Source organism: Roseibium sp. 10G30-5 (assembly GCF_055809635.1).
This window is the reverse complement of sequence record NZ_CM147918.1, coordinates 1,974,359-1,987,481: the sequence shown is the minus strand read 5'-3', so window position 1 is coordinate 1,987,481 and position 13,123 is coordinate 1,974,359. Positions and strand designations below refer to the sequence as shown.

Annotated in this window: 13 protein-coding genes and 1 tRNA gene; 7 read left to right on the top strand and 7 right to left on the bottom strand. The window is 56.5% G+C overall.

What is annotated here, in order from left to right; all coding sequences use genetic code 11:
- The first annotated feature begins 4 nt into the window (after window positions 1-4).
- Both AC0L7U_RS10120 and phnF read left to right on the top strand, forming a co-directional pair.
- The gene (locus AC0L7U_RS10120) at window positions 5-1,000 is read left to right on the top strand and encodes an AsmA-like C-terminal region-containing protein (protein WP_473690388.1); all 996 of its coding nucleotides are present in this window, start codon (window positions 5-7) and stop codon (window positions 998-1,000) included.
- A 332-nt stretch (window positions 1,001-1,332) separates the two neighbouring features.
- On the top strand, window positions 1,333-2,118 hold the full coding sequence (gene phnF / locus AC0L7U_RS10115; protein ID WP_473690387.1) for a phosphonate metabolism transcriptional regulator PhnF: 786 nt from the start codon (window positions 1,333-1,335) through the stop codon (window positions 2,116-2,118).
- 142 nt (window positions 2,119-2,260) lie between these two features.
- Here the strand turns inward: phnF and AC0L7U_RS10110 are convergent, their stop codons facing one another.
- The 4 genes from AC0L7U_RS10110 to AC0L7U_RS10095 form a co-directional block, all read right to left on the bottom strand.
- Window positions 2,261-2,677 (bottom strand): CHAD domain-containing protein, encoded by a 417-nt coding sequence (locus tag AC0L7U_RS10110; protein WP_473690385.1) that lies wholly within the window; start codon window positions 2,675-2,677, stop codon window positions 2,261-2,263.
- On the bottom strand, window positions 2,638-3,831 hold the full coding sequence (locus AC0L7U_RS10105; RefSeq protein ID WP_473690383.1) for a CYTH and CHAD domain-containing protein: 1,194 nt from the start codon (window positions 3,829-3,831) through the stop codon (window positions 2,638-2,640). Before AC0L7U_RS10105 ends, AC0L7U_RS10110 begins: the two co-directional genes overlap by 40 nt.
- A 129-nt stretch (window positions 3,832-3,960) precedes the next feature.
- Window positions 3,961-5,049: an MFS transporter gene (locus AC0L7U_RS10100; RefSeq protein ID WP_473690381.1), complete on the bottom strand. Its 1,089-nt coding sequence runs from the start codon at window positions 5,047-5,049 to the stop codon at window positions 3,961-3,963.
- A gap of 284 nt (window positions 5,050-5,333) precedes the next feature.
- A tRNA-Leu gene (locus AC0L7U_RS10095) sits at window positions 5,334-5,418 on the bottom strand.
- 206 nt (window positions 5,419-5,624) lie between these two features.
- On the opposite strand from AC0L7U_RS10095, the gene AC0L7U_RS10090 reads away from it, so the two are divergent.
- From AC0L7U_RS10090 to AC0L7U_RS10075, 4 genes are all read left to right on the top strand, one after another.
- Window positions 5,625-6,203: a YqaA family protein gene (locus AC0L7U_RS10090; protein WP_473690379.1), complete on the top strand. Its 579-nt coding sequence runs from the start codon at window positions 5,625-5,627 to the stop codon at window positions 6,201-6,203.
- Between the two features lie 45 nt (window positions 6,204-6,248).
- Complete coding sequence (locus AC0L7U_RS10085; protein ID WP_473695753.1) at window positions 6,249-6,764, top strand: disulfide bond formation protein B; 516 nt, start codon at window positions 6,249-6,251, stop codon at window positions 6,762-6,764.
- Window positions 6,764-7,021: a hypothetical protein gene (locus AC0L7U_RS10080; protein ID WP_473690377.1), complete on the top strand. Its 258-nt coding sequence runs from the start codon at window positions 6,764-6,766 to the stop codon at window positions 7,019-7,021. The genes AC0L7U_RS10085 and AC0L7U_RS10080 overlap by 1 nt, the downstream gene beginning before the upstream one ends.
- Window positions 7,022-7,121: 100 nt before the next feature.
- A complete protein-coding gene (locus AC0L7U_RS10075) occupies window positions 7,122-7,556 on the top strand; it encodes a metallopeptidase family protein (protein ID WP_473690375.1) in 435 nt (144 codons plus the stop codon).
- A 52-nt stretch (window positions 7,557-7,608) separates the two neighbouring features.
- Here AC0L7U_RS10075 and ppa read toward each other — a convergent pair whose 3' ends face one another.
- Complete coding sequence (gene ppa / locus AC0L7U_RS10070; protein ID WP_473690374.1) at window positions 7,609-8,136, bottom strand: inorganic diphosphatase; 528 nt, start codon at window positions 8,134-8,136, stop codon at window positions 7,609-7,611.
- 792 nt (window positions 8,137-8,928) lie between these two features.
- Here ppa and AC0L7U_RS10065 point away from each other — a divergent pair.
- Complete coding sequence (locus tag AC0L7U_RS10065; RefSeq protein WP_473695751.1) at window positions 8,929-9,381, top strand: DUF2794 domain-containing protein; 453 nt, start codon at window positions 8,929-8,931, stop codon at window positions 9,379-9,381.
- 224 nt (window positions 9,382-9,605) lie between these two features.
- Here the strand turns inward: AC0L7U_RS10065 and AC0L7U_RS10060 are convergent, their stop codons facing one another.
- Together AC0L7U_RS10060 and AC0L7U_RS10055 are read right to left on the bottom strand one after the other, a co-directional pair.
- On the bottom strand, window positions 9,606-10,388 hold the full coding sequence (locus AC0L7U_RS10060) for a Bax inhibitor-1/YccA family protein (protein ID WP_473690372.1): 783 nt from the start codon (window positions 10,386-10,388) through the stop codon (window positions 9,606-9,608).
- 176 nt (window positions 10,389-10,564) lie between these two features.
- Window positions 10,565-13,123 (bottom strand): ABC transporter permease, encoded by a 2,559-nt coding sequence (locus AC0L7U_RS10055; protein WP_473690371.1) that lies wholly within the window; start codon window positions 13,121-13,123, stop codon window positions 10,565-10,567.

Here is a 13,123-nt window from a genome sequence, read left to right as displayed (position 1 = left end):
CGCCTTGTCCTCGGATGAGACCACCTGGAACAAGATCACGCTCAACAGCACCATGGCCGATGTAACGCTGGATCAGGGTAAGGCGACCGCAACGTTGCAAAAGACGGCACTTTACGGTGGAACAGCGACCGGGCAGTTTGTCTTGCAGCCATCCGGCGTCACACCGCGTGTGATATTCAAGGCGAAAGTGGCAGGCGCACAGGCAAAGCCATTGCTGACACAGGCGTTCGACTTTGACTGGTTGGATGGCAAGTTGGGCGCTCAACTGGATCTGACCTCGAACGGCGTTAACGGCACGAATTTCCTGAAGAGCCTGAACGGAACGACACAAGTGAGCCTCACCGATGGTGAGATCACCAAGATCGATATCGCCAAGGTGATCCAGAAACTGTCGCTGCAAACATTGCTTGGGCTCGACAACAGCGTTTCCGGGAGCACTGACGTTACCTCGCTGAATGCCAGCTTTGATCTGAAAAACGGTGTTGCGACCAACAAGGACCTGCGCTTGACCGGGCCTTTGGTTCAGGTCACCGGCAAGGGCACGACAAACCTTTCTACGCACCAACTTGATTGGCGTCTGGAACCGCGTATCGGCGAAGATCAGGCCGGTGGCGTTCCGGTGCCTCGCGAAAAGGGAGCGACCGAAAAACTGGATGGTCTCGGCGTGCCGGTGATCGTCAAAGGCTCCTGGGATAACCCGCGGATCTACCCGGACATCAAGGGAATTCTCGACAATCCGCAAGATGCCTACGCCAAACTTCGGCAGATGGGGGGCGGCATTTTCAAGTCGCTTGGCAAGGCCGATGTACGCAAGGGTTTGGCGGATGCCGCGAAGGGCGCCCTGAAGGATGCTGCGCAAGGGGATGGCAGCATTGATGTCGACAAGGTTCTGGACGGAAAAGCCAATGACGATCAGGTTCTGCGGTCGGTCGAAAAGGGTCTTGGGTTGCCTGATGGAATGTTGAACGGGCTCATCAAGCAGAAGAAAAAAGATAACTAACCGGAACCTTTATCGCCTCAAATTTTTTATTTGATGTGTGACGAAAAGGCGCTGACCGCCCGACGACGGGTGGCGGCGCCTTTTTGCATTTAAAACGCTCCGCGGTTCGCAAGTGACGTGACCGGGTGCATGTCAGTCGGAAGATGGTTCTAATTTGTCGGAGTTTTTAGTCAATTTTGACAGTAGTTACTCAGACTTGAGAAGGTGTCTTGAAGCAAAAAATATTGCTTGGCGTGTGTAATCAGATTAACGTTTTCATAAGCCCAAGGTATTTTTTTGTATAGATAAATAGAGAGTTTTATGGTTGGGTTGGATTCTTGAAAACACAGCGTATGACACAGCTCGTTAAGATAGATAGACACGCCAAGACTGCTGTCTGGAAGCAGATCGCGGAGTGGCTTCGCTCAAGCATTCGCAGTGGCTTGCTGGAGCAGGGCAGTCGTTTGCCGACGGAGGCCGCCTTGTCGGAATCTCTTGGTGTCAATCGCCATACCCTGCGACGTGCCATTTCAGAGCTGACCCGAGAGGGACTGCTTTATGCCGATCAGGGACGTGGAACCTTTGTGTCTGCCGCGCCAATAGCTTACCCGATCCAGAACAGGGTGCGGTTTAGCGATCTGGTCTCGGCCAGTGGCGCCATCCCGGGTGGGCGTGTGCTGGACTGGAGCGAGGAAACGGCCGACGAGGATATTGCAGCACAGCTCGGGCTCAACGTGGGCGCTAAAGTGTTCCATATTGTTGCATTGCGCGATGCAAATAATATTCCGGTGATGTTGGCCAATACCTGGGTTCCGGCACGGCGTTTCCCGAATCTATCTGCAAAGGTTGAGGTTGCGGGAACCATGACTGGTGCCTTGCGGGCTTTCGGGATCGAACGCTACATGCGCAAGAACACACGTGTGAGTGCAACAGTCGCCGATGGGAAGGACGCAGGTCTTCTGCGTGTGGCGTCCGGACAGCCTCTGTTGTTCATCAAAAGCGTGGACGTCGACCGTGATGGTTCAGCGCTTATGTACAACAGGACCAAGGTCGTCGCCAGCCGCGTCGAGTTGGTCATCGAAAGCACCGAAATTCTCGTGCCTTCGGAAGCGACAGATAGGGTTGAGACCGCTCCATGAGTGCGCGGTCGGACACATGGAGCCTATATTGAGAGCCGGTGGTGCCCAAATCCATTCAATAGCCTGAAGGCTCTCTCCCCTCTTCTGTTGTTCAGGAAAGATCATCCTTGCCACCGGCGGGTGCTTATCCGGCTGCGCCGGTCTATTTCCAGAACTTGGGGCTGTCTCTCAGGCTGGTCCATATATCCCGTACGTTGGCGCGGAGTTGCTCTGCATTGGCTTTGTGCCAGCCGACAACAAAGCCGGAAACGGCGGCAAGATCAGGAGCGGAGGCAACTGTGGGGTGGGTCAGAGATAATGTTTCTTCTGCTGTGACCGCATCATTCATGTAGCCGAATGTGTCTTGCATGGCGCGAAGCTTGCGCCGCATCGCCTTGGTTGCCTCACTTGGATAGAGCTCTTGTGAGAGCCTCACTGCAAAGAGTAATTTTTTGACGGCCTTGCGCATGTCGTGACGCTCGGAGACGCTCAGGCGTTCCAACCCACGTCCGTAGGTCTTGACCACCTTCCAATGTTGTTTCAGAGCTGTGGCGATGTAGTCTCTGACTGGCGCTTCCAATGCTTTGGCACGTTTTTTTCTTTTTTGTCGAGGGTGCCAGCATCCTGAACAAAGGCTGCGACCGCAAAGAGCAGGGCGTTGAACTGAGGGCCGGAAACCGTTTTGACCACGCCTGCGAGCGCTGTTTCACGCTCTGCAGTCAGATGAGCGTACAAAGGGTCCAGCTCCAGACCGGAGGGTAGATGGGGTCGGGTTGCAGGCAAGATCTGTTCCAGCAACACATCGATATCCCGCAGGCCAGACAGGGATCTGCCCAAGGTGGCGGCTGTTCGGCTCAGGGCATGTGCGGTTTCGCTTGGCAGCACTTGCTCGAAATAGGTCAGAGTGCTGCGCAGTCGCCGCAGGCCGATGCGGATCTGGCGAAGGGATTCGCTGGATCGCTCTTCCAGAAAGGCGCGACGATTTTCTGTGATCTGGCTGATACAGCCGAAACTGGTCTGCTGCAGGGCTTCCAGGACGCTTTGCGTGGGCTTCAGTCGAAGATTTCCTGTGCGCGTTGGTGTGTGCAGCGCTGCCAGTTTGCCGTCGCACAGCATGAAGCCGCGGGCTGCCTTGCTGTGTCGGGCAAGTGCAAAGGGGGCGGCGCCTAAGAGGCCGGCGGCGGCCTCAAACAGCAGCGAGGTGTTGCTGCCGCTCTTCAATTCCAGCTCGATTTCGGAAATTGGCAGTTTTTGGTCATCAGCCAGAATAGTGCCGCCATCAAACGCAACCTCAATGACGGTCTCGTCAGTGGCATCGTCTGGTTTCAGCAAGCGGGTGGTGCGTTCTATGTGCGTTTCGAAGATCGCAAGAACATTGGCATCACCAATGGTCTCACGCACGGCTGTTGCCAGTTTGGCATCACTCACCTGGTCGAGATCAAAGGTGGGCCCGTTGATCGGGTGCTCCAGCTCCACGGCAGAGGACAGGCCGCCGACGAGACCCGTGCCGATCTTCAACGTCTGCACCCAGCCCTTGCCGGTGTCACGCGTGCGCAAGGCAATACGCGCCTTTCTCAACCGATGGTCCGGCGTGTCGTAGTAGATCGACCGCAGCGGCTGCGTAACGGGACGTTCTGTGGTGAACCCGTTGATCCGGCTCTTTTTCCGGATGCGTCCGATGTCGTGCGGGGAGACGTCGAGCTTGAGCTCGATTTCCTTGTCATGGCTACTCATTGAGAAACCATAGCATCAGCACCATGACGCCAGAAAGACCTATGTGTAGGCCGGGGGCGGAAAAGTATGATCCATGGGATGCGGCATATTCTGGACAACGCAGCGACGTCCGCGCTCAAGGGGGGCACCCTACGTCGTGCTGCGAGTAACCCTGCTGGCGCACAATGGAATGATGGCCATCAAGAGTGCCAGGATCCAGAACGCTGCCGGCAGACTTAGAAAATGCGAAATGCCGCCAATGGCAGCGGGCCCGATCAGGATGCCTGCATAGCCTGCCGTTGTGATGGAGGCGACGGCGAGGCCCGATGGCATCAGTGTTTGTGAGCCAGCCTTGCGGAAGAGAACCGGCACGATGTTTGACGCGCCAAAGCCTATCAGCAAAAACCCGAGTGAAGCGAGGATCATGACCGGCCAGAGGAGGAGAAGCGCCAAGCCAAGAATGGCCAGCCCTGATCCCCAAATGAGCACAGCCCGGTCGCCAAAGCGTGCAATGATGCGGTCACCCGTGAGGCGGCCAAGAGTCATGGCAATGGAAAACATCATGTAGGCGAGGCCGCCTTTGCTGGCATCAACGATGTCTTGCGAAGTGAGAAGCAAAGCTCCCCAATCGAGAATGGCGCCTTCAACCAGAAAGGCAATTGCAGCAAGTGCTGCAAGCAGCAGCACGATGCCATGGGGGGCGGCGAAGAGCGGCCCATTGTCGGTCTCAGGCACCCGCCGCAACAAGCGTGGCCAAGCGAACAGCATGGCAATGATCATCATCAGCGAACACAACAGCGTTGAGATCAACGGAGAAATTCTGGCAGACAGCAGCACCGTCATGACCAGCGCGCCGAGAAACCCGCCGACACTGAAAAGCCCGTGAAAGCCAGATAAAAGCGGTGTGTCAGAGGCTTTTTCGACCTCGATGGCATGGATGTTCATGGCCACATCAATGGAACCAAGCGCGGTTCCGAAGGCCAGCAATGCAACGGCCAGTGCCAGAGGCGTGCTGACCAGCGCCAGAAAGGGCAGTAACACAGCCAGACCGAGGCCGCCGAACAGGATGATTGGTTTGCTGCCGAAGCGTGCACTTAGAATTCCGGCACCAAGCATGGTCAGTCCCGATCCAATACCAAGACACAGGAGCAGTGCGCCCAGCATTCCGTCTTCAACACCCAGTCGCTCTTTGGCGAAGGGAACGAGCGGCGACCAGCAGGCGACACCGAAGCCTGCCACCTAGTAAAGCCAGCCGCGTTGCAAGGCGCGTGTCCGGGCGGTTGGCGGAGAGGAGGTGTGTCATGCTGGGGGTTCCCTGAAGTGACGCAGTGCGGAGGAGCCCTGTGACTGCGAACATTGAATGGTCTTGAGTATCTTCGACCGTTCGCGGAAGGCTAAAACAGAATTCTGGTTTGGGGCCAGATAAAGGGCAGATTTTCCGCCAAAAAATAAACGTAAACAGATTCGGAAAACGGCACGGAGAATGCGCCTGCCTTGTCGAAAAGCCCTTGTAAAAGGGTAGATGGTGCCCCCCGCCGGAATCGAACCGGCACTTCCGAAGAAACGGGATTTTGAATCCCGCGCGTCTACCAGTTCCGCCAGAGGGGCAGCGTGAAAGGCAGGCGCGATAATAGCTATAGTTGGAGTGGCGTCAATCCTTTCTGGCCGTCAGATCACAGAATGATTGCACAGTGTGTATGCCGGGCCGTTCGTGGGGTGGCCTGGGATGAAAAGTACCCTGTTTCACCGATATGTTTTTGGATGCTGGGTTGAAAGCGGATGACTTTGTGGCCTTGAAAAGTTAAGCAATTTGCATGTTGAGACGCCTTTACGACTGGACCCTAAGGCTGGCAGCCGGTCCGCGAGCTGGTTACGCCCTTTTTGGCGTCGCCTTTGTGGAAAGTTCGTTCTTTCCCATCCCTCCTGATCTCCTGCTTCTGGCCATGGTTCTGTCCCGGCGCGAGGCGGCATGGCGCTATGCGCTGATCTGCACCATCGGATCCGTGCTGGGGGGTGTTGCTGGCTATCTGATCGGTCACTTCCTCTTTGTGCAGATCGCTGAGCCGATCCTGACGGTCTACGGCTACACAGACAAATTCGAGTCCTTCAAAGAGGTTTTCCATACGTGGGGGTGGTGGTTCGTGCTTTTTGCCGGGCTGACACCATTTCCTTACAAGGTGATCACGTTGGCCAGCGGCGCGGCTGGTCTGGCCTTTCCCGTTTTCTTTTTTGCCAGCCTGTTGTCGCGCGGGTTGAAGTTCTTCGTGCTTGCCGCTTTGCTCTATTTGTTCGGCCCGCCCATCCGCACTTTCATCGAAAAACGACTGGCGCTGATGTTTACCCTAGTCATGGTTTTGGTGGTTGGCGGTTTCCTATTTATCAAATTGCTCTAAAAGGGGAGATGGGGCGCACGGAGCGGTGATGGAAAACTTGAAATGATGACGAATGATACAAAGGCACGCGCCTTTTCCGCGCTGACATTTGTCGGCGGCCTTGCGGCCATTGCGACGGCCTGTGGTTTCCAGATCTTTGGCGGTTATGTGCCTTGCAAGCTGTGTCTTGAGCAGCGCGTCCCCTATTATGTCAGTTTGCCTTTGCTTTTGATCGCGCTTGGGCTGATGGTTACGGGGCGGGCGCGAATGTTGTGTGTGCTGCTATTGGTTGTGGTTGCTGCTTTGATGATTTATGGCGGCGGTATTGGGGCTTATCAGGCGGGTGCGCAATGGCATTTCTGGGCCGGACCCACGGATTGCGGCGGCGGTAATGCCGCGCCAACCAGCGCCAGCAGCATGTTGTCAGCCCTGCAGCACACGCGCGTTGTCAGTTGCACCGAGGCCAGCTTCCGCTTTCTGGGGCTGTCGTTCGCCGGGTGGAATGTGGTTGCAGCTGCTGGTCTGGCACTGTTTGCGCTGCTCGGAGCCTGGTTTACCTCTCGCATGCGTCGGATAAGCTGATGGCGGACAAGCGCCAGCAAGACGATGAGGAGCGCATTCGCGATGCCAAGGCCTCTCTCGACCGGGTCAGCCGGGAAAGTGAGACCATTGGCAGTTCATCGCTTGCACGCATGGCCAGGCGCGCGGGTGATCACTTCTCTGCGGCAGACAAGAACAGTGATGACAAGATTGAGGTGCTGGGCGTGCGCATTGCGCGCGTACTGGCTCTCATCGTTGCGCTGATCCTGATCGCCCAGCTTGTCACGACGTACCTATGATCAGCCGCACAGGCTGAACGATTATTCGGGCAGGGCGGGAGACAATCCGAGGCGATGGGTTCCCCCCTGGACTGATGAAATAACACGACAGGAGCCACTGATGGCGTCCATCCATCCTCCTCGGTCAACAGACTGGGGAAACAGATTTGCACCCGATATTGCGGTTTTCGAGGAATTGGCAACTGCTGCCATGGCCAGAATGCCAGATGATATCCTGCGCAAATGCGGTGATTTGAGAATTTGTCTCGCCGAGTACCCGGAAGATCGACTTCTGGATGCGCTGGGCGTTGAAGATGAGAACGATCTCCTCGGTTTTTTCGAAGGCAGCCATCTGACCGAAGGTGCGGCGTCTGCGCTTGGCGGCATGGTGCCCAATCGCATGTGGCTGTTTCGTCGCCCAATTCTGGATTTCTGGAGTTCGCAAAGCGAAACGCTTGGTGAGATCGTCACTTATGCGCTGTTGCAGGAGATCGCGCAGCATTTCGATCTCTCGGACGCTGAGCTGGAAACAATGCGGGCCGCAGGAGACGATTGACACTCCGTACGGCCCGTAATCTTTGCCTGTTTGAGACAGGTCGTGCTCAGGATCAGCCCTTGGCGCGGTCGATCGAGTCGACGATCAGCTTCTTGGCTGTATCGACACCTTCAATGCCGGTGACCTTGACCCACTTGCCGGGTTCCAGATCCTTGTAGTGCTCGAAGAAGTGCTTCACCTGTTCAACGGCGATGGTCGGCAGATCGGAGACGTCGTTGACGTCTTCATAGCGGCGCGTCAGCTTGGTGACCGGCACGGCGAGGATCTTTTCGTCCTGACCGGATTCGTCTTCCATGATCAGCACACCAACCGGACGGCAGCGGATGACGCAGCCCAGCATCAGCGGGCGCTGGTTCATGACGATCACGTCAATTGGGTCGCCGTCGCCACACAATGTGTGGGGTACGAAGCCGTAGTTGCCCGGATAGCGCATGGGCGTATAGAGGAAACGGTCCACGAACAGCGCGCCGGAATCCTTGTCCATTTCATACTTGATTGGCTCGCCGCCAACCGAGACTTCGATGATGACGTTAATTTCTTCTGGCGGGTTTTTTCCGATCGGCACGGCTTCAATGCGCATGTGAGTTCGACTCCTTTGAACGAGGGGAGGTCTGTTGCACACAGACCCAGACCGTGCGTGTCCCTAAGTGCGGGCAGGCACCGTCGTTGCCGAGGTTTATAGCGCTTTTTGCCGCGCATGAAAGGGCAGAATGGTCAAAGACGCCATGAACGATGGGGGAGATGTCGTCGGACAAATGAAAAGGGCCGACGCGTGGTCGGCCCTTCCAGTTCCCTGATGTTTGATACTCAAAAAATATGACCAGATGCCACGAACCTTGGGGGGCTGGGGGGCTGATGCGTTCCAAGGCCGGGCTCTTCGTAGCCCATCAGGGTATGATCACAATATGCTTACTCAATTTGGCTCGCCAAAGGCTGGAATAAGGCAAAACCGTGATTTTTGAAGGGGGGCTGAGAGCGTTGTTGCGGGCTTGAAACCGGGCTTGTTTTTCGGCAGAGACAGGCTTGCCAGAAAGGTGTTTCGTCCGCCATCATGGAGGCTTGGGCAACAGCTTCTCAAATCAAGGCTGTTGTTGATCAGGGCGAGCTTGGTTGGCTGCGGCGATGTCTCTTGGCAAGGCTTGGCGCCAGACCCCATGTCTTGTCCCTGTCAGACTTATATCTGACAGGCCTTTTCAGATGCAGCGCAGCAAGGATCAGGAGCGAAGACCATATGACAGAAGGCCCTGAGGATCCATCTCAGCAGCATATGACGCAGGTCAACGACGAGCGCGCAACGACAACGACAGTCACTGAGACAAAAACAGTTGCTGTGTCGCCCAGGGCAGTCGTCTCTGACGCTTCTGTGTCGGCTGTGTCTGCAACGTCCTCCAAGTCCAGCGCTTCCGTTAGTCGTCCCGGTAAAGACGGTAAGGGCAAATCGTCCAAGGGCTATGTCAATCAGAGCAGCTTTACGGTTCGCACGTCAGGCTCGACGACCACTGGCAGTGCGGGCGCGAAGAGCTTCGTCTCGTTTGACCGGCGCGAGCTGGATACATTGTTGCGCCTGTATGGCCGGATGGTTGCTGATGGTGAATGGCGCGATTATGCCATTGATTTGTTGCAGGACAAGGCCGTGTTTTCGGTTTTCCGTCGCACGTCGGAAATGCCGCTTTACCGGATCGAGAAAGATCCAAAGATGGCCAAACGACAAGGTGCGTTTTCGGTCGTGGCGGCCGGGGGCATGATCATGAAGCGCGGGCACGAGCTGGCCCAGGTGATCAAGGTTCTGGAGAAGAAGAAGCGCCATCATCTGCATCTGATCTGACCCGCAGCATATCCGCCGCAATCTCTTTCCTCTTCAAAGCAGTCTTTGCGGGCGTAAGTCCGGGCTGATGTCTGCTTTGTCCTGAGCGAGATCGATAGGCCAATGACCCTGCATCGACACAGGTTTCTCTTCTCAATCAACGTTACAGGTATAAAAAACCCGGCCAACGAGGCCGGGTTTTAATGTTGTGTTGTTCAGGCTCTGCGTGAGCCGTGGAGCCGCTGTTAGTTGCGGTTGCCCATCAGCTGCAGCAGCATGATGAAGAGGTTGATGAAGTCGAGGTACAGGCGCAGGGCACCCATGATGGACTTCTTGGCAGCCACTTCATGACCATCGCCTTCGTAGTACATCGACTTGATCTGCTGAGTGTCAAAGGCTGTGAGGCCCGTGAAGACCAGAACGCCGATCACCGAAATGGCGAATTGCAGAGCCGAGGAACCAATGAACATGTTGACGAGCGATGCGATCACGATGCCGATCAGACCCATGAACAGGAACGAGCCCATGCCCGACAGGTCACGCTTGGTGGTGTAGCCGTAGAGGCTCGTTGCACCAAAGGTGGCGGCGGAGATGAAGAACACGCGTGCAATCGACGTTCCTGTGTAGACAAGGAAGATCGAGGACAGCGACAGGCCCATCAGAGCTGCATACACCAGGAAAGCATTGCGGGCAGTGCTCGCACTCATTGACTGGATGCGGAACGACAGGAACATGACCATTGCCAGTGGAGCAAGCATCACAACCCACTTCAGCGGGCTGGCGTAGAGGTAGTAGCCTGTCTGGGTCAGGAATACGCCACTGCGCATCTGAGCAACGCCAGCGCTCGGATCTGTTGTTACGGCGAGCATGAAGGTGCCGATGGCAAACAGGCCCGTGAGAGCCAGGCCGAACGTCATGTAGTTGTAGACACCGAGCATATAGGAGCGGAGCCCCTGATCGATGGCTGCGTCGGCGCGGCTGCCGGCCACCGAATATGTCGAATTTGAATTTCGGTTGAAGGTCGACATTGCGAGACTTCCCTTTCGGTTACTTCCGGCCACAGGATCTGTGACCAACATGGAATTCCACCTGAATATGATTATTCACTTTGGTCAGAACAAGGTTTATTCGGACACGACGTGATTACATTTTTGTCATTTCAGGTCATCGTTCAAAGAGTTAACGGATCTTAGCGAAAAGCTGCTCAAAGATTTCGCAAAATCGCGGCAGGTCGCTCACCCAACACTCTCCAGGTCCCGATCAGGCCAAAGCCGACCGTCAGCACCAATGCAATGGTAGAGGCCATGAGGGCAGTGCCGGGATACAGAGTGAATGCTGTATGCATGATCTGTGACAGTACGAACCAGGCCGCCAGACTACCTGCAACCACTGCGAACAGGGATGTCGCCAGTCCGAGCAGAGCATACTCCAGACTATAGGCCGCAATCAGGCGCCATCGTGTCGCACCCAGTGTTTTCAGGATAACGGCATCATAGATCCGGTTGCGATGACCGGCCGCGAGAGCGCCTGCCAAAACCAGAATGCTGCTGATCAGGGTGATGGACGAGGCCCCGCGGATGGCCCAGGCCACTTGCGCCACCAGTGTATTGACCTGGGCGATGGCATCTTTCACCCGGATGGCGGTCACGGTTGGGAATTGCGCTGCGATCTTGCGCAGAAGGCCGACCTCCTGCTGTGTGCTGACGGCCTCTTTCCAGCCCAGTGTCATCAGGAAACTGTGTGGCGCTCCGGCAAACGTATTGGGCGAAAACACCATGACGAAGTTAATTGACAGAGATTGCCAATTCACCTTGCGGAAATTGGCAATCCCAGCGGTGATTTCCCGCCCCAGCACATTGACGGTGACCTTGTCGCCGATCTTCAGACCGAATTTCCGGGCGGCCTCATCCTCGAAAGACACCAGCGGTTCGCCGTTATAATCCTTCGGCCACCATTTGCCCTCTGTCAGGGTGCCATTTTTGGGTTTCGTGGCGGAATAAGTGATGCCGCGATCACCACGCAGAATCCACGCCACGTCGGAGGGCGGGTTGATCTTGTCGCTGGGGGTGCCGGCGAGGCTGGCGATCCGCCCGCGCAACATCGGAACTGCCGAAATCGTAGCCTTCGGGGCATTTGTGCTCAGAAACGTCTCGAACGGGTCTTTCTGAGGGCCTTGAATGTCGATGAAGAAGAAGGACGGAGCCTCGTCTGCAATGGTTGAGGTCAATTCGCGGCGCAAATTGGTGTCGATCAGCGTCAGGGCCACCACAAGGGTCAGCCCGAGGCCGAGCGACAGGACGACGGAGGGGGTTAATGTGCCGGGGCGATGAATGTTGCCGATGGCCAACCGTAACTCCGTCAGACGGGTTGTGGGCACCTTGCGGGCAATAAAGATCACCAGACGTGACACGCCGAAAAGCAGCAGGAAACTGAGGCCCGCGGCGACAATATAGATCAGCGCGATGCGGCGATTGTCTGACAGTGCGAGAACCGTGGCTGCCAGAAGCACCACAACTGCAAGGCTGGCCAAGAGATAGCGCTTGCGCGGCCAGTCTTTTACCGCTCCTGCAACATCCCGGAACAAAGCGGTTGGAGGTACATCATGCGCCTGCCCCAGTGGCCATAGCGCAAAGGCCAAGGCTGTCAGCACACCGTAGAGCGCGCCAAGGGCAAGCTGTGCCGGATACAGGCTGGCATCAATGGTGATCGGCAGCAGGCCCTTCAGCAAATAGGCGGCAATAAACGGAAGAACAGCCCCGATGCAGAGCCCGATGATGATGCCAACAAAAGCCAGTGCTATGACCTGCAAGAGATAGACGCGGAAGGTGAAGCCGCCAGACGCGCCGAGGCATTTGAACGTGGCAATGACGCCCTGCTTGGTTTGCAGAAAGGCGCGTATGGCGTTGGCCACGCCGACCCCACCTACCACCAGCGCTGTCAGGCCTACCAACGTTAGAAACTGAGCGAAGGTATCGATATTGCGCTTGAGGCCCGGTGCCGCATTGGTGCGAGCCCGCGCCCGCCAGCCTGCCTTGGGGAAAGCCGTATTGGCCTGGTCGATGATCTGGCGAAGTCCGACTTCACTCGCGGTCTTCGGCAGTTTGATCTTGTAGCTCCAACGTACAAGACTGCCGGGCTGAACGAGGCCTGTGGACTGGATGCCCGCTTGCGAAATCATCAGTCGCGGGCCGAATTCAAGACCCCCAGCGAGTTTGTCAGGTTCATTGTCGATTTCGCCACGCAAGACAAATTTCGCATTGCCGAGCGATATCGTATCGCCGATCTTGATACCAAGCCGGGCCATTAACGCGGTTTCCGCCACCGCGCCATAGACGCCGTCCTTACGCGTCAGAAGTGCGTGGACATTCTGCTGTGGGCCTTTCAACGTCATCTGGCCGAACAGCGGATAGGCGTTATCAATGGCCTTGAGTTCGACGAGAGCCTGATCGCCCGAGGTTGGATTGCGCGCCATGGCGCGCATGGTCAGGTCACGCGAGACTTGCCCCAGTCCCTTGAGGTAGGCAAGCTCCTTGGGGTCTGCCTCGCGGTGGATCAGAGAGAACGACAGGTCGCCACCCAGAATGCTTTGGCCTTGCGCGTCAATTCCGTCGGTGAGAGATTTCGCCAACGAGGAAACGCCCGCAATGGCGGCGACGCCCAGTGCGATGCAGGCAATGAAAATGTAGAAGCCGCGCAGGCCGCCGCGCAGTTCTCGTGCAGCAAAGCGGAGGCTGAGCGGGAACCTTGAAGAAGTAGATGTCAC